18 protein-coding genes are annotated in these 16149 nt (G+C 69.3%); 9 read left to right on the top strand and 9 right to left on the bottom strand.

Annotated features, from left to right (window positions below; genetic code table 11):
• Positions 1-13: 13 nt before the first annotated feature.
• The 5 genes from J2850_RS17010 to leuD are packed head-to-tail and all read left to right on the top strand — an operon-like array spanning position 14 to position 6147.
• Complete coding sequence (locus tag J2850_RS17010) at positions 14-2098, top strand: hydantoinase/oxoprolinase family protein (RefSeq protein WP_209983748.1); 2085 nt, start codon at positions 14-16, stop codon at positions 2096-2098.
• Positions 2095-2709, top strand: a complete 615-nt coding sequence (locus tag J2850_RS17005; RefSeq protein WP_209983747.1) for a cysteine hydrolase family protein — start codon at positions 2095-2097, stop codon at positions 2707-2709. The genes J2850_RS17010 and J2850_RS17005 overlap by 4 nt, the downstream gene beginning before the upstream one ends.
• Positions 2706-4115 (top strand): FAD-dependent oxidoreductase, encoded by a 1410-nt coding sequence (locus J2850_RS17000; RefSeq protein ID WP_209983745.1) that lies wholly within the window; start codon positions 2706-2708, stop codon positions 4113-4115. Before J2850_RS17005 ends, J2850_RS17000 begins: the two co-directional genes overlap by 4 nt.
• Entirely contained in the window at positions 4112-5548 is a 1437-nt protein-coding gene (gene leuC, locus J2850_RS16995; protein ID WP_209983743.1) for a 3-isopropylmalate dehydratase large subunit, read from the top strand. The genes J2850_RS17000 and leuC overlap by 4 nt, the downstream gene beginning before the upstream one ends.
• Positions 5549-5550: 2 nt before the next feature.
• The gene (gene leuD, locus J2850_RS16990; RefSeq protein WP_209983741.1) at positions 5551-6147 is read left to right on the top strand and encodes a 3-isopropylmalate dehydratase small subunit; all 597 of its coding nucleotides are present in this window, start codon (positions 5551-5553) and stop codon (positions 6145-6147) included.
• A gap of 11 nt (positions 6148-6158) precedes the next feature.
• On the opposite strand, the gene J2850_RS16985 is transcribed toward leuD, so the two are convergent.
• Positions 6159-7043: an alpha/beta fold hydrolase gene (locus tag J2850_RS16985; protein WP_246513149.1), complete on the bottom strand. Its 885-nt coding sequence runs from the start codon at positions 7041-7043 to the stop codon at positions 6159-6161.
• Positions 7044-7220: 177 nt separating this feature from the next.
• Here J2850_RS16985 and J2850_RS16980 point away from each other — a divergent pair, with 177 nt between their 5' ends.
• The gene (locus tag J2850_RS16980) at positions 7221-8105 is read left to right on the top strand and encodes a LysR family transcriptional regulator (RefSeq protein ID WP_209983739.1); all 885 of its coding nucleotides are present in this window, start codon (positions 7221-7223) and stop codon (positions 8103-8105) included.
• 84 nt (positions 8106-8189) lie between these two features.
• On the opposite strand, the gene J2850_RS16975 is transcribed toward J2850_RS16980, so the two are convergent.
• The 3 genes from J2850_RS16975 to J2850_RS16965 form a co-directional block, all read right to left on the bottom strand.
• Positions 8190-8498, bottom strand: a complete 309-nt coding sequence (locus J2850_RS16975; RefSeq protein ID WP_209983737.1) for a putative quinol monooxygenase — start codon at positions 8496-8498, stop codon at positions 8190-8192.
• A 156-nt stretch (positions 8499-8654) separates the two neighbouring features.
• Positions 8655-9668 (bottom strand): zinc-binding alcohol dehydrogenase family protein, encoded by a 1014-nt coding sequence (locus J2850_RS16970; RefSeq protein ID WP_209983735.1) that lies wholly within the window; start codon positions 9666-9668, stop codon positions 8655-8657.
• Positions 9669-9900: 232 nt separating this feature from the next.
• Complete coding sequence (locus J2850_RS16965) at positions 9901-10860, bottom strand: LysR family transcriptional regulator (RefSeq protein WP_209983733.1); 960 nt, start codon at positions 10858-10860, stop codon at positions 9901-9903.
• Between the two features lie 108 nt (positions 10861-10968).
• On the opposite strand from J2850_RS16965, the gene J2850_RS16960 reads away from it, so the two are divergent.
• From J2850_RS16960 to J2850_RS16950, 3 genes are read left to right on the top strand one after another with little or no spacing between them, the layout of a single operon-like run.
• Entirely contained in the window at positions 10969-11724 is a 756-nt protein-coding gene (locus J2850_RS16960) for an SDR family NAD(P)-dependent oxidoreductase (protein ID WP_209983731.1), read from the top strand.
• Positions 11725-11757: 33 nt separating this feature from the next.
• Positions 11758-12360, top strand: a complete 603-nt coding sequence (locus tag J2850_RS16955) for an NADPH-dependent F420 reductase (RefSeq protein ID WP_209983729.1) — start codon at positions 11758-11760, stop codon at positions 12358-12360.
• 38 nt (positions 12361-12398) lie between these two features.
• Positions 12399-12800: a nuclear transport factor 2 family protein gene (locus tag J2850_RS16950; protein ID WP_209983727.1), complete on the top strand. Its 402-nt coding sequence runs from the start codon at positions 12399-12401 to the stop codon at positions 12798-12800.
• 109 nt (positions 12801-12909) lie between these two features.
• On the opposite strand, the gene J2850_RS16945 is transcribed toward J2850_RS16950, so the two are convergent.
• The 5 genes from J2850_RS16945 to J2850_RS16925 all read right to left on the bottom strand — a co-directional run bounded on the left by J2850_RS16945 (position 12910) and on the right by J2850_RS16925 (position 16046).
• Positions 12910-13455, bottom strand: coding sequence for a P-loop nucleotide/nucleoside kinase family protein (locus J2850_RS16945; protein WP_209983725.1), 546 nt, complete (start codon positions 13453-13455; stop codon positions 12910-12912).
• A gap of 32 nt (positions 13456-13487) precedes the next feature.
• On the bottom strand, positions 13488-14297 hold the full coding sequence (gene map, locus J2850_RS16940) for a type I methionyl aminopeptidase (RefSeq protein WP_209983723.1): 810 nt from the start codon (positions 14295-14297) through the stop codon (positions 13488-13490).
• Positions 14298-14310: 13 nt separating this feature from the next.
• On the bottom strand, positions 14311-14943 hold the full coding sequence (locus tag J2850_RS16935; protein ID WP_209983721.1) for a TetR/AcrR family transcriptional regulator: 633 nt from the start codon (positions 14941-14943) through the stop codon (positions 14311-14313).
• 233 nt (positions 14944-15176) lie between these two features.
• The gene (locus J2850_RS16930) at positions 15177-15404 is read right to left on the bottom strand and encodes a hypothetical protein (RefSeq protein ID WP_209983719.1); all 228 of its coding nucleotides are present in this window, start codon (positions 15402-15404) and stop codon (positions 15177-15179) included.
• A 147-nt stretch (positions 15405-15551) separates the two neighbouring features.
• Complete coding sequence (locus J2850_RS16925) at positions 15552-16046, bottom strand: BLUF domain-containing protein (protein ID WP_209983718.1); 495 nt, start codon at positions 16044-16046, stop codon at positions 15552-15554.
• Positions 16047-16149 lie beyond the last annotated feature (103 nt).

Raw genomic sequence — 16149 nt, 5'->3', positions numbered from 1 at the left:
CGGGATCAAGACCATGAGCAACGGTATTTCCAAGGGCGCTGCGAAGGGCGCCATCGTCGGCGTCGATGTCGGCGGCACCTTCACCGACCTGTTCCATTACGACGAGGCGCGTGGCAGCTTCCGCACCGCCAAGGTGCCCTCCAACCGCGGTGACGAGGCGGTCGGCTTCCTGGCCGGATTGCAGAGCTTCGGGTCGGTCGCCGATCTAGGGTCCATCGTCCACGGCACCACCGTCGGCACCAACGCGCTGCTGGAACGCAAGGGCGCCAAGGTCGGCCTGATCACCACCGCCGGCTTCCGCGACGTGCTGGAGATGCGCCGCCGCGACCGCCGCCACACCTGGGGCCTGTGGGGCGATTTCGTCCCCGTCGTCGACCGCGACATGCGGCTGGAGGTGGCGGAGCGCACGCTCGCCGATGGCACCATCCGCACCGGGATTGATCCGGAGGAGGTCCGCGCTTGCGCCCGCCGGCTGGCCGCGCAGGGCGCCGAGGCGCTCGCCATTGTCTTCATCAACGCCTACGCCAATCCGGCCAACGAGCTGGCGGCGCTGGAGGCGGCGCGCGGGGTCTGGCCGAACGCCAACCTCGAATGCTCGTCCCGCATCCTGCCGGAAATCCGCGAGTTCGAGCGCACCTCCACCACCGCGCTGAACGCCTATCTCCAGCCGGTGGTCGGCAGCTATCTCGCCAAGCTCGACAACGCGCTGGCGGGGGAGGGGTTCGGCGGACGCTTCCACATCGTGCAGTCCAACGGCGGCGTGATGTCCACCGACACCGCACGCCGGCTGCCGGTGCGCACCGCGCTCTCCGGTCCGGCGGCAGGCGTCATCGCCGCGGCGGCGATCTCCAAGGCGGCGGGCTTCCCCAACGTCATCACCGGCGACCTCGGCGGCACCAGCTTCGACGTGTCGCTGGTGGTCGAGGGGCAGACCATGCTGGCCGCTCAGACCACCATCGACTTCGGCCTGGTCGTCCGCACGCCGATGATCGAGATCACCACCATCGGCGCCGGCGGCGGTTCCATCGCCGGGGTCGATCCCGGCGGCATGCTGCAGGTCGGGCCGGAAAGCGCCGGCTCGCGGCCGGGGCCGGTCTGCTACGGCCAGGGCAACACCCGCCCGACGCTGACCGACGCCAACGTGCTGCTCGGCCGCATCAATGCCGAAAGGCCGATCGGCGGCAAGCTCGCCCGGCTGGACGTCGATGCCGCGCGGACCGCCGTCGCCACCCATGTGGCCGAGCCGCTGGGCCTCGACGTCATGGCGGCGGCCGAGGCGGTGGTGCGCATCGCCAACAGCAAGATGGCCGGCGCCATCCGCCTCGTCTCCATCGAGCGCGGCCATGACCCGGCCAAGTTCGCCGCCGTGCCGTTCGGGGGCGGCGGGGCGCTGCATGTCGGAGCGCTCATCAAGGAGGTCGGGCTGAAGGCGGCGCTGGTGCCGCGCTTCCCCGGCGTGACCTCCGCACTCGGCTGCGTCATCGCCGACATCCGCCACGACCAGGTGCAGACGGTCAACCTGCCGTTGGCGGGCATCGACGCGGATGCGCTCGACCGCCGCATGGTGGAGGAGGCGGGTGCGGCCCGCGCGGTGGTGGAGGCGGCCGGGCTCAGCGTCGAGCGCATCGACCTCGTCTTCGAACTCGACATGCACTACATCGGCCAGACCCACACGGTCGCCGTGCCGTTGCCGGTGTCGGTGGAACACGGCACGACGGGGATCGCCGAGGCCACCATCCGTGCCGCCTTCGAGCGGGCCTACCAGGCTTCCTTCAGCAGGCTGCTGCCGGGCGTCGGCGCCAAGATCGTCAACCTGCGCACCGCCGCCATCGGCCGGCGTCCGCATTTCGACCTCGCGGCCCTGGCACCGGAGGCCGGTGCGACCGTCGAAGGCGCCTATGCCGGCCGGCGGCCGGTCTGGTTCGACGGGGCCTGGCACGATACCGCGATCTACAACCGCCTGGACCTGCCGACCGGTGCGGTGATCCAGGGGCCGGCGATCCTGGAGCAGCCGGACGCCACCACCGTCATCGATCCCGACCTGCGTGCCCGCGTCGACGGGTTCGGCAACGTCATCGTCGAAAGGAGCGCCGCATGAGCCCTTCCGCCATTCCGGTCGAGCGGACGGCGCTGCTGGTCTGCGACCTGCAGAACGACTTCCTGCATCCCGACGGCGCCTATGGCCGGGCCGGCCAGACGGCGCCGGAAATCCTGGCGCTGCCGGAGCGGGTAAAGCCGCTGGCCGACCTGCTGCGGTCGCGCGGCGGCTGGGTGATCTCCACCAACTTCACCCTGGTGCCGGGACGCGGCGGCGAGCCGATGATCTCCCCTCACCTGAAGGCGCTGCGCCCCTTCCTCGCCAAGGGCGACTTCAAGCCCGGAAGCTGGGGGCACCGCTCGGTGGACGCGCTCCAGCCCGTGGACGTCGAGGTGGAAAAGATCGCCTATTCCGCCTTCTACATGTCGCGGCTGGAGTGGGTCCTGGCGAAATGCGGGGTGGAGCGGCTGCTGGTCTGCGGCATCGTCACCAACGGCGGCGTCGCCTCCACCGTCCGCGAGGCCCATGTCCGCGACTTCGAGACAATCGTGCTGGAGGACGGCACCGCCGCCTTCACGCCGCAGGTCCATGACGTTTCCATCGCCGCGCTGCGTCCGGTCTGCCGCGTGGCGGACATCGCCACGATGATGGAGGAGGTGGCAAACCCATGAGCCGCATCCTGCCCGCCGGTGGCGTGGAGTTCGAGTTCACCGTTCCCGTGGTGGTGATCGGCGGCGGGGCGGCCGGCATGGTCGCAGCACTCGCCGCCCATGAGCGCGGTGCCGGCGTGCTGGTGCTGGAGCGCGATGCGCTTCCCCAGGGCTCCACCGCCCTGTCGGCCGGGCTGATCCCGGCACCGGGCACCCGCTGGCAGCGCGCCGCAGGCATCGAGGACAGTCCGCAGCGCTTTGCCGCCGACGTCATCGCCAAGGCGAAGGGCGAGCCCGACCCGGCGGCGGTCGCCCGCGTCGCACAGGCGGTCGGGCCGGCGCTGGAATGGCTGGCCGACCGCTATGGCCTGCCCTTCTCGGTGGTGGACAATTTCAGCTACCCCGGCCACAGCGCCCGGCGCATGCACGGCCTGCCCAGCCGGTCGGGGGCGGAACTGATCGACCGGCTGCGCGGGGCCGTCGAGGCTGCCGGCATCGACGTGCTGTGCGAGGCGCACGTCACCGCGCTCTACGCCGATGGACCGCTCGTCCGCGGCGTGGAGATCACCCGGCCCGACGGCAGCCTGGAGCGGGTCGGCTGCGGTGCGCTCGTCCTCGCCTGCAACGGCTATGGCGGCAACAGGGCGCTGGTGCGGCATCATGTGCCGGAACTGGCCGAGGCGCTCTATTTCGGCCACCCCGGCAACCAGGGCGACGCGCTGCTGTGGGGAGAGGCGCTGGGGGCGGCGACCCGTCACCTGTCGGGCCACCAGGGGCACGGCTCGGTCGCGCATCCCGCCGGCATCCTCGTCACCTGGGCGACGATCACCGAGGGCGGCGTGCAGGTGAATGCCGAGGGCCGGCGCTTCTCCAACGAGGCGCAGGGCTATTCGGAGCAGGCCGCGGTCGTGCTGCGCCAGCCGGACGGCATCGCCTGGACGGTCTTCGACGAGCGCATCGCCGGCATCGCCCGCCAGTTCGAGGATTTCCGGCAGGCCGAGGCGATGGGGGCGGTCCTGACCGCCGACAGCCCCGTCGAACTGGCCGGTCTGATGAAGATCGATCCGGGAATTCTGTCCGCTACGCTGGCGGAGGTCGACCGGCTGAAGGCGGCGGGCGGAACGGACGGCTTCGGCCGAGACTTCGCCGGCTCGGCGCTGCTGGCCCCGCCCTACCGGGCGGTCCGCGTCACCGGCGCCCTGTTCCATACCCAGGGCGGGCTGGTCGTCGACGATGCGGCCCGCGTTCTGGATGCCCGAGGCGCGCCGCTGCCCAACCTCTATGCCGCCGGCGGGGCAGCCTGCGGCGTGTCCGGCGCCAAGGCGTCAGGCTACCTGTCCGGCAATGGCCTGCTGACCGCGGTGGCGCTGGGCCGCATCGCCGGGACGGCCGCCGCGGGCGTCATGAAGGAGGAGCGCAGCCAATGACCGCACAGCCACGCAGCCTGTTCGAGAAGGTCTGGGACGCCCATGTCGTCGCGACCCGTCCCGACGGCCAGGCCCTGCTCGCCATCGACCGGCACTTCCTGCATGAGGGCTCCTTCCACGCCTTCGGCATGATCGACCATGCCGGCCGCAAGGTGCGCCGGCCGGAACTGACCTTCGCCGTCGCCGACCATTACGTGCCCTCGCACAGCCGGGCCAGGCCGATCGCCGATCCCGAGATCGCCAACATGGTGACGATGCTGGAGGCGAACGCCGGCCGCCACGGCCTGCGCCATTTCGGCCTGCACGACCCGGCGCAGGGCATCGTCCATGTCTTGGCGCCGGAACAGGGGCTGACGCTGCCCGGGCTGACCATCGTCTGCGGCGACAGCCACACCTCCACCCACGGCGCCTTCGGGGCGCTGGCCTTCGGCATCGGCGCCACCGAGGTTTCGCATGTGCTGGCGACCCAGACCCTGTGGCAGCGCCGGCCGAAGACCATGCGCATCACCGTGGACGGGACGCCGGGACCGCATGTGACCGCCAAGGACCTGATCCTGGCGGTGATCGCCGCCATCGGCGCCGACGGGGCCGCCGGCCATGTCGTCGAGTATGCCGGCAGCGCCATCCGCGCCCTCTCGATGGAAGGGCGCCTGACCGTCTGCAACATGTCGATCGAGGCCGGGGCGCGGGCCGGCATGATCGCTCCCGACGACACCACCTTCGCCTGGATCGAAGGGCGGCGGTATGCGCCGAAGGGGGCGCTGTTCGACCGTGCCGTCGCCCATTGGCGGACCCTGGCAAGCGATGCGGAGGCGACCTTCGACCACGAGGTGCGGCTGGATGCCGCCGACCTCGCACCGGCGGTGACCTGGGGTACCAGCCCGGAAACGGCGGTGCCGGTGACGGCGGCGGTGCCCGATCCGGGGGCGGAGGCCGATCCGGTCCGCGCGGGCCAGATGCGCAAGATGCTCGACTACATGGGTCTCGCTCCGGGGATGAAGCTGGAGGAGGTGGCGATCGACCGCGTCTTCATCGGTTCCTGCACCAACGCGCGGCTGGAGGATCTGCGCGCCGCCGCGGCGGTGCTGCGCGGCCGGCGCGCCGTGGTGCCGGGGCTGGTGGTTCCGGGGTCGGTCCCGGTCCGGCGGCAGGCGGAGGCGGAGGGGCTCGACCGCGTCTTCACCGACGCCGGGCTGGAGTGGGGCGAGCCCGGCTGCTCCATGTGCGTCGGCATCAACGGCGACCTCGTTCCGGCGGGGGAGCGCTGTGCCTCCACCACCAACCGCAACTTCCCCGGCCGCCAGGGGCCGAACGCGCGCACGCACCTGATGAGCCCGGCGATGGCCGCCGCCGCCGCCGCGACGGGGCGCCTCACCGATGTCCGGACGCTGGATGTCCGGGCGCTGGATGTCCGCAAGCTGGGAGCTTCCTGAAGATGGACGCCTTCGTCACGCTGACCGCGCCGGCGGTGCCGCTCGACATCGCCAACATCGACACCGACCAGTTGCTGCCCGCACGCTTCCTGAAGAAGCCGCGCAGTGCCGGCTACGGCAACTTCCTGTTCCGCGACGAGCGCAAGCCCGGCTTCCCGCTGGACGATCCGGCCTATGCCGGCGCCCGGGTGCTGGTGACGGACCGCAACTTCGGCTGCGGATCGTCGCGCGAGGGGGCGGTCTATGCGCTGGTGGATGGCGGCTTCCGCTGCGTCGTCGCCCCCAGCTTCGGCGACATCTTCGCCGCCAACGCCGCCAAGAACGGCTTGCTCACCGTCACCCTGCCGGAGGAGACGGTGGCGGCGCTGCGCCGCCAGCTTCAGGAGGCGCCGGGCGCCGCCGTCACCGTCGACCTGCCGGCGCAGACCCTGACCGGCCCCGACGGACGGCCGCTGTCCTTCGCCATCGACCCGTTCAAGAAGGAGTGCCTGATCGCCGGCCTGGACGACGTGGCGCTGACGCTGCGCCATCAGGACGCCATCGACGCCTTCGACCGTGCCGACGCGGGCGCGCGGCCGTGGGTGGTGCCGGCCGCCTGACCGGCGGACCGTCATCCTGGTCGGGCGCCGGCGAAGAACGCCGCGATCTCATCGGCCACGAGGTCGGGCAGTTCCTCCGCCAGGTAATGGCAGCCGGGCAGGGCACGGCCGGAGACGTCGGCGGCGCGCTTGCGCCATTCGCCCAGTGGATCGAAGCAGCGGCCGATCACGCCGTACTCGCCCCACAGGATGCGCAACGGCGCCTCGACCTTGCGGCCGCCGTCCTCGTCGTCATGGCGCAGGTCGATGCCGGCGGCGGCGCGGTAGTCCTCGCAGGAGGCGTGGATGGTCTCCGGCGTCCAGGCGGCAAGATACTCGGCCAGCGCCTCGGGGGTGAAGGGCGACAGCCCGGCGCTGCCGGACCCGCATTTCTTCCGCCAGTAGAATTCCGGATCGCCGGCGATCATCCGCTCGGGAAAAGGCTCGGGCAGGCACAGGAAGAACCAGTGCCAGTAGGCGCGGGCGAAGGCGTCGGTCGTGCCGGCATACATCTCCCGCGTTGGCGCGATGTCCAGCAGCACGGCACCCGGTGCGCGGGCCGGATGGTCGAGCATCAGGCGATGGGCGACGCGGGCGCCGCGGTCGTGGGCGGCGATGAGGAAAGTCTCGTGGCCCAGCACGCCCATCACCTGGACCATGTCGGCCGCCATCGCGCGCTTGGAATAGGGGGCGTGATCGGGCGCGCTGGCCGGTTTGGAGGAACGGCCATAGCCGCGCAGGTCGGGCACCAGCAGGGTGAAGCGGTCGCGCAGCCGCTCCGCCACCTTGTGCCACATGGCGCCGGTCTGGGGATAGCCGTGCAGCAGCAGCAGGGGCGGGCCGTTGCCGCCACGCCGCAACCGGATCCGCGCGCCGTCGGTTGGCAACTCCAAATCCTCGAAACCGTCGAACATCATGGCGGGCGGACCTTTCAAGCCGGTGAAACGACCCATCCTCGTCCGGAACGCGGCACCGGGGCGACATCGTTCCATTGAACAATCGAACCGGTGCAATGGGCCGGGCCGGTGGCCCGATCCGGAGAATCCTGCTTAGAATGGCGGCGGCTGTCAGTCCCCCAACCGGATGGGTCTCGCTTGGAACTTCGTCAGGTCCGCTGTTTCGTCGCCGTCGCCGAGGAGCTGCATTTCCGCCGCGCCGCTGAACGGCTCGCCATGGCCCAGGCGGCGCTGTCGCATCAGGTGCGGCTGCTGGAGGAGGAAATGGGCTGCGCCCTGCTGTTCCGCACCACGCGGCAGGTCAGCCTGACCGCGGCCGGCATCGCCTTCCTGGCCGAGGGGCGCCGCCTGCTGGAACAGGCGGAGCAGGTGCTCCGGGTGACGCGGGCCGCGGCCGGTGCCGGCGGCAGCCTGCGCATCGGCGGCATCGACCAGGCGCTGGTGGCGGTGCTGCCGCCGGTCCTCGCCCGGCTGCACGCCGAAACCCCGGAGCTTCGCATCACCCTGACCGAGGGCAGCTCGTCCGAGCAGGAGGCCGATCTGGTGCGCCACCGCATCGACCTCGCCTTCCTCCGTCCGCCGGTGTCCGATGACGGTCTCGCCTGCACCCGGCTGTTCGACGAACCCTTCGTCGCGGCGGTGCCCGAGGGGTTGGCGGCGGAAGCCGGTTCCCTGCCGTCCTGGAGCTGGCTGGCCGGGCAGCCGCTGATCGGCTACCCCAGGCACAGCCGCCCCCTGCTGCACGACCTGACCATGCGCCAGTTCGCTGCGCGGGGCTGCCGGCCGCAACCGGTGCAGGAGGTGACGGAGAAACTGACGATGCTGCAGCTCGTGGGGCAGGGAATCGGCATCGCCCTGGTCCCGCGCTGGCTGGCGCGATTCGCGATGCCCGGGGTCGCCTTCCGCCCGCTGCCGGAGGCCGCCGCCCTGCTGTCCTTCGGCATGGCTTGGCGCAGGGGCGATCCGTCGCCGGCCCTGGCGGCGGTGCGCGATGCGGTCCTGTGGCATCGGCCGGCGGCATAGACCGGCGACATGGGCGGTCCGGCGGCAGGGCCGCCGGTTGTGAGCCGTGGCGGCCCCTCTCCCCCAAGGCAGAGGGGCCGTCCGTCAGGCGATGCGACGCAGGGTGTCGATCCGCAGCGGCTCGTTCAGAAGCGTATCGAACTGGGCGGCCAGTCCCTTGAAGTTCGCCGCCGCGGCGTGCGCGTCGAGGGCGGCCTTGTCCTGCCAGACCTCGTACATCACGATGGTGCCGGGAGCCTCCCGGCTGACATGGGCGTTGTAGGCGAGGCAGCCCGGCTCCTGCAGGACGGCCGGTACGATGGCGGTGATGGCGTCGGCCAGGGCCTGTTCCTGTCCGGGCTTGGCGACCAGATAGGCGACGAGCTGGACCTGGTCGGCAGGCGGAACGGTCATCGTGATGTTTCCTCTCGATTGTTGCAGCGGAACGGGTCCTGTCGGCGCGGTCCGGCTCTCCGGCTCCGGTCGGCAGGGCGTCGACCCGCCGGAGAGGATACGCCCGCCGGGCACGATCGTCTCCAGTGCTTCGACGCCGGGGGCCGGGTTCGCGGGTCAGAAGCCGGCGATCACCGTCTTGCCGATCGCCCGGCCGCTCTCGACGGTGGTGTGGACGGCCTTCAGGTTGGCGGCGTTGATCGGCGACAGGGTCTCGGTCAGGGTGGTCTTCAAGACGCCGGCGTCGACGAGGTGGGCGATCTCCTCCAGCAGCTTGTGCTGTTCGATCATGTCGGCGGTCTTGAACATCGGCCGGGTGAACATGAGTTCCCAGGAAACGCTGATCGCCTTGCGCTTCAGCGGCACGATGTCGAAGCTCTTCGGGTCGTCGATCAGGGCGATGTGCCCCTGGGGCGCCACGATCTTGGGGAAGTGCGGCAACTGCCTGTCGGTGGCGGTCAGGCCGGCGACATATTCGACCTCCGGAATGCCGATCCGTGCCAGCTCCTCGTCCAGCGGCTTGTGATGGTCGATCACGTGATGGGCGCCCATTTCGGTCACCCATGCCGTGGTCTCGGGACGCGAGGCGGTGGCGATGACGGTCAGGCCGGTCAGGCGCCGCGCCAACTGGATCAGGATGGAGCCGACGCCGCCGGCGCCGTTGATGACCAGCAGCGATCCGGTGCCCGCCTTGCGGCCGTAGGGAACGCGCAGACGGTCGAACAGCAGCTCCCAGGCGGTGATGGATGTCAGCGGCAGCGCCGCCGCCTGCGCCCAGTTCAGCGACTTCGGCTTGTGACCGACGATCCGCTCGTCGACGGCGTGCAGCTCGGCGTTGGTGCCGGGGCGCGTGATGTCGCCGGCGTAGAACACCTCGTCGCCGACCCTGAACAGCGAAACGTCGCTGCCCACCGCCTCGACCACGCCGGCGGCGTCCCAGCCCAGGATCTTGGGCTCGCCGTCCGCCGGCCGGGCGCTGGCGCGCACCTTGACGTCCACCGGATTGACCGAGATGGCGTGAACGCGGACGACGAGGTCGCGCGGCCCCGGGGTCGGCGCCGCGACCTGCAGGTCGACCAGGGCATCCTCCCGGTCGATGGTGCCGGGATTATGGTATCCGATTGCCTTCACGATGCTTCTCCTTCTCTGTGCAGCCGACCTGATCCTCGTGGGTGGAGTGCGCCGGCTCTGCATCCGCACTCCTGGGGCACCGAGTTCGTTGGGGCGGTGGCCCTCTCGACCCTGCCGGTCCCGCCGATGTTCCTGCACCAGGAATAGCTGGCTGCGATCAACAACAGAAACGCATAGTTTTGATTTCAATCATGAGGGAATATGATTGATGTTGGATGAGGGGCGTGCGTCGTCAGCGGTCAGCAGAGCGGCTGCTCACCAACTGACCCAGGCTTCCGGCGAAGCGCTCGGCGAGACGGTCGTGGCGGAACGCCTCGATCATGGTGTTCACGAAGGCGCGGGTCTTGGCGGGCAGCAGGGCGCGGTTCGCATAGTATAGGGAAATCGCCCCCGCATCGGCATACCAGTTCGGCAGAAGGCGCAGCAGATCGCCCCTTTCAAGCTGCGGCAGCGCGTCCGGGACGGCCAGCATGGCGACACCGAGCCCGAGCAGCGCCGCCTCCCGCATGGCAGCGGGGTCGTTGACGACGATGCACTCCCGCAGCGGCACCGGCATTTCGGTGCCTGCCGCGTCGCGCATCATCCACTGGCGCACCCGGCCGGTGCCCGACGAGCGCATGAGGATCCCGGCGAAGGACGCGAGGCCGGAGGGATCGGAGGGCTGGGTGCGGCCGGCCATGTATGAAGGCGATGCCACCGCGATGATGTGCGCGGGCGCCAGCGGGCGTGCCACCACGCCCGGCGCGAGGTCGAAGCCGCCGCCGATGGCGGCATCGTAGCCTTCGGCGATCAGGTCGACCTTGCGGTTCTCAAAATGCCATTCCGGCCTGACGCGCGGATAGCGTGCAAGGAAGCCGGGCAGCAGCGGCAGGATATGGGCCATGCCGAGGGTCGGCGGCATGCTCACCTTCAGCACGCCCGCCGGTTCCTCCGCAGCCGTCGCAACCTCGGCGATCGCCGCCTGCAGGGCATCGAGATTGCCGCCGATCGACAGCAGGAACCGCTCGCCGGCCTCGGTCAGCGTGAGCTTGCGGGTGGAGCGGTGGAACAGCCGCACGCCGATGTTGCGTTCCAGCATGGCGACGTTGCGGCTGACCGCGGCCGGTGTCAGGGCGAGCCGACGGGCGGCGGCGGAGAAGCTGCCCATCTCGGCGCTGCGGACGAAGGATTCCAGGTTGGCAAGCGTTTCCATGCTCAGACCTTAAACGAATGCTTGAGAATGAACCAAGCCATTACCGGCTAATCGGCGGAAGCCGAAACGGCGACACTCCTCCTGTCGAAACCCAATGGAGTGTCCCCGATGAACAGTCCTCTTCCCCTGGCCGGCAAGGTCGCCCTGGTAACCGGTGGCTCGCGTGGGATCGGCGCGGCCATCGTCAAGCGTCTCGCCCGGGACGGGGCGGACGTCGCGTTCAGCTACTCGCACGCAAAGGATCAGGCCGATGCGGTGGCGGCATTCATCCAGGGGCTCGGCCGCCGTGCGCTCGCCATCCGCGCCGACCAGGCGGTGACGGCCGAGGTCGAGGGGCTGGTGAGGCAGGCTCACGAGGCGTTCGGGCGGCTGGACATTCTGGTCAACTCGGCAGGGGTCTTCGTGACCGGGCTTGTCGGGGATCCCGCGGCGGACATGGCCGCGTTCGACCGGCAGATCGATATCAACATCAAGGGCGTCGCGGCGGCGGTGCGCACGGCGGCGCCGCTGCTCGCCGACGGTGGACGGATCGTCTCCATCGGGACGACTGGCGCCGACCGCATCGCTTTTTCCGGCGTGGCCGACTACATCGCGACCAAGGCCGCGGTCGCGGCCTATACCCGCGGCTGGTCCCGCGATCTCGGTCCCCGCAACATCACCGTCAACGTGATCCAGCCGGGTGCGATCAACACCGACATGAACCCGGAGACCGGGGCCGGGTCGGATGTCCTGCGTGCGCTGACCTCGCTCGGGCGATATGGCCAACCCGACGACATCGCCGGTGCCGTCGCATTCCTGGTGGGTCCGGATGGCGGCTACGTCACCGGCGCCACGCTGACCGTCGACGGCGGCCAGACCGCCTGATCCGACACCCTTCTGCAAGCAGGAGTCCGTTCCATGACCACCATCGGCATCATCGGTGCCGGCCAGATCGGCCGGGCCTTCGCGACGGCGCTTGCCGCACGGAACATCCCGGCCGTCATCGCCAACAGCCGCGGCCCGGAAACGCTGGCGGCGCTCGCGGCCGATCTTGGCCCCGGCATCAGGCCGGGTACGAGGGAGGAGGCCGCAGCGCAGGACATCGTGCTCGTCGCGGTCACCTGGTCCAAGCTGCCGGGCGCACTCGCCGGGCTGCCCGACTGGGCGGGGCGGATCGTCCTGGACGCCAACAACCCGATCGAAGCGCCGCTGTTCAAGCCCGTGCAGCTCGGGGCGCGGTCGTCGTCGGAGGTGTTCGCCGGGCTGGTGACCGGTGCAAGGGTGGTGAAGGCGTTCAACCACCTTCAGCCGCATCTCGTTGCCGGCGACCCGGCCAGCGACGGCGGCCGGCGCGTGCTGTTCTACTCCGGCGACGATGCCGGGGCGAAGGCACAGGTCGGTGCGCTGATCGACAGGCTCGGGTTCTACGGGATCGATCTCGGTTCCCTCGCCGTCGGCAGCCGTCTGGTGCAGTTCCCGGGCGGCCCGCTTCCCGCCCTCAACCTGGTGAAGGTCGGCTGACCGCGCGGTGCGGTCACCCCGGAAGAAGGAAGAAACCCATGCCTGAACCCATCAGCGCCGCACAGGCGGCTGACGAGCCCGACTACGGCCATCTCCTGCGTTCGAACCTTGAGCGCGTCTTCAACGAGCCCGATCCGGCGAGACGTGCGTCCGCCATCGCCGACCTCTTCGTGGCGGAGCCGATCCTGTACGAACCGGCGGACATCGTGAGAGGCCGTGCCGCGATCTCGGAAATCGCCGGCGGACTTCTTGACCGGTTCGGACCCGATTTCCGCTTCAGACCCGACGGCGACGTCGTCGGGCATCATGGATTGGCGACGTTGCGATGGCAGGCCGGCCCAGCCGGCGGGCCTGCCATGGTCACCGGCACCGACGCCGCCGAGATCGTCGGCGGAAGGATCGCACAGCTCTGGGTGCTGCTCGATCCGGCGAAGCCTTAGAGTCTGTCCGATGCTTATTGAAGGATCGGACAGACTCTAAGCTTTTGGTTTTCCGTGTGATTCACGTTTCAAGCGATACCGCTTGAACCGATCACACTCTAGCGCCCGCTCAGGCATCCGATGCCGCGGGAGCGGGTCGGCGAAGGCCGTGGGCCGAAACAGCCTGCAGGATCAACTCCACGCATCGGCCGGCCGGCAGACGTGCGGTGTCGAGTTGCAGGCATGGCCGGTGCCAGGGGTCGTAGGGGCGGGTGACGACCTGATCCCAGGTCGGCGGCACCAGTCCCTCGATGTCGCACGCGCGGCTTTCCAACCGGTGGCGGTGCAGGGCAGGGTCGGAACAGACGAGTTCGATCTCGATGAACGGTGCATCCGACCTCACGGCGACATCGCGGTAGGCGTCACGCGTGATCGTCAGCGGATTGACCGAGTCCACCACGACGCTGCGGCCAAGACGCAGGTTGTCGGCGGCGATCCGCTGGGCCGCCATGTATCCCGCCGGTCCGACGTCGCTTCCCGGCGGCAGAGCGCCGGACGACCGGATGGCCTGCTCGATGGAATCGATCCGCAGGTAAGACGCGCCAATTTTGTCCGCCACCTGTCTGGCGATGGTGCTCTTGCCGGTGCCCGGCAGCCCTCCGAAGATGACGAGCATGCGGCGATCCTGTCCGGTTTCCCCGATTCTCTTCATCCGACGGGCGGGTAGGGGGGCTTGGTGAAGTGCGCAGGCGACAGGGTGAAGATCTCGTAGCCGGTCTCGGTCACGCCGACGCTGTGTTCGAACTGCGCCGAGAGGCTCCGGTCCCGGCTGACGGCGGTCCATCCGTCGCCGAGAATCTTGACGTCGGGACGCCCGGCGTTGACCATCGGCTCGACCGTCAGGAACATTCCCGGCAACAGCTCCTGGCCCTCGCCGGGCCGGCCGTAATTCAGCACGTCCGGTGCATCGTGGTAGATGCGGCCCAGGCCGTGGCCACAGAAGTCGCGGACGACGGTGAAGCGTTCCGCCTCCACCCAGCGCTGCATGGCGAAGCCGATGTCGCCGACGGTCGCACCGGGCCGGATGGCCTCGATGCCGCGCATCATGGCCTCATAGGTCACGTCGATGAGGCGCCTCGCGCGCAGGCCGAGCTTGCCCACTCCATACATGCGGCTGCTGTCGCCGTGCCAGCCGTCGACGATCACCGCCAGATCGATGTTGAGGATGTCGCCGTCCACCAGCCTCCGGTCGCCGGGGATGCCGTGGCAGACGACATGGTTGACCGAGATGCAGGTCGCATGGGCATAGCCACGGTAACCCAGCGACGCCGGCGTGGCCCCATGCCCGACGATGTGGTCGTGGCAGAGGCGGTCAAGCTCCGCCGTGGTGATGCCCGCCCTGACATGGGGAGTGATCATGTCCAGAGTCGCCGCGGCGAGGCGGCCTGCCGCGCGCATTCCGGCGAAATCCTCCGGTGCGTGGAGCTTGATGCTTCTGGGGGCGGGGAGTTCGGTCATCAGCGGTCCTGTATCAGGGGAGACGTGCATCGGCGTTCGGCGGCAACCGTCCGCCGCCCCGCATGCCGGCGATCGGCATCCCGCAATGGAGTTCGGCGATCATCCGCTCCGCAAAGGACGGCGGCGGAGCGCCCCGCGAGAGGTAGGGCCGGAGAATGGCGATCGGCGCGTCGAAGATCAGGAACTTGGCCCGTGCCAGTTGTTCGTCGCAGGCCGTTCCGTCCCCGCACGCCGCGACGCAAGCCTGAAAGGCGGCGTCCAGCTCGCCTTCCAGCTGCTCGAGCGCCTGCCTCAGCGGTGCCGGGGGCGGGCTGTCCTCGAACAGGGAGACCGGCTCGTTCAGGAGCAGGAAGCGGGCACGGTACCCGTCCTCCCGGGACCATGGCAGGATGGCCAGCGCCGCCTCGCGGGGGCGGCCGTCGCGAAGCAGCGGGGCCAGGGTCCTGACAAGGGATGCGTAGGCCGTATTCCAGGCCATGCCGAGGACGGCGGCGCGGGAGTCGAACCGGTGATAGATCGAGCCCGTGGGCGCACCCACCCGCCGGGCGATCGCCTGCATGGTGGCGGCAGCGGGACCGCCCTCGGCGACGAGCGCGATCGTGGCATCGATGAAGTCGTGCTCGGTGAAGCGTGCGGTTCTGACCATGCCAATTAGAATAGTTATTTTAGAACGTGGTGTCTATTTGATTCGCTGGAGTGGTCTCGCGCGCCGTCATCGCCGGGTCGGCAAGGCGATCAAGACCCCGGACGACCGGCCGAACCAGATTGGCCGCCCGCTGAAGCAGGGGAGGGCTCGGATCATGACCATGAAGCCACCCCCGGACACATGGCCGGCCAGCCGTGCGTCCGGCACCTCCCGGGTGGGATCGGCTGGCACTCTCAATGCCCGGCCCGTCTGGCGTGCCGGGCCGCCAGGAGTTCGTAATGCATCTGGATATGAGGCTGCGTGGAGCGGTGCCCAGCCTGATCTTCAATGATGGCGCTGGATCGGGCGGAGGTCGGCAGATGCTGCATGATGTAGCAGGCAGCACTGCTGTAGTCGGGCATCGAGATGCGTCCGAGCATATAGGGGTCTTCAGGCTGCTGGAAAATCACGGTGACGTTCATTGCAGCCTCCTTGAGGCTCGATCAGTCTGCTGTTGCAATGAGGATCACGCTAAGGCTTTGGTCCGAAAGTATGGTTGACCTGGGTCAAGTGTGTCTTGGGTGAAATCACGCCCATCCAGGCCAAGCCTGCGCCTGCGCTGCTTGTCCTCAGCTTTTCAGCATTTGAGCGGCACTCGGCACGCGTCCGCGTTTCAGCCCGACCGCAGCAGGATCAACCTCCATCGCGGAGCACGCGAACCGGTAGGCGAGCGACAGCAGGCCCAGCGAAAACACGGGGTCCCGCGAGCGGAGAAGGAAGTCGTCATACTCCTTCAGGGGACCGACCGCCCGTCGCCAGAGACGCGCGTCATCCAGGAACATCAGGTTCATGGCCCAGGCACCGAACTGCCGTCGCGCCGCTCCATCGATGGAGAGCAGATGGTCGATGTGGTGGTGCCGGCTGTCGCGCCGCGTTCTGTGCAGGACTGTATCAACCGCCTCCTCCCGACCTTCCACGGCCTGGAGGAAGACGCCGCCGCATTCGATCATGAAGCCTGTCACGTCGGCATCCCTGTTGTAGCGGGCAGCCGAAATGCATAAATCCTGAATGTCGGGGTAGGGCATGATAAACTTCATCTCACTCCTGAAAACACGGATCACCATGAGAAAACCTTTTCCGGCGCGATGTCATAGGGAGTGAAAATCCATCGCGGCGAATTGTGCTCAAGGTTATCGGCATCTGTCGATGAAGCAATTGAGTGATCTG

Origin of the sequence: Azospirillum picis (genome assembly GCF_017876115.1) — a bacterium.
Classification (GTDB): Bacteria; Pseudomonadota; Alphaproteobacteria; order Azospirillales; family Azospirillaceae; genus Azospirillum; species Azospirillum picis.
This window is presented reverse-complemented; position numbering and strand designations above follow the sequence as displayed.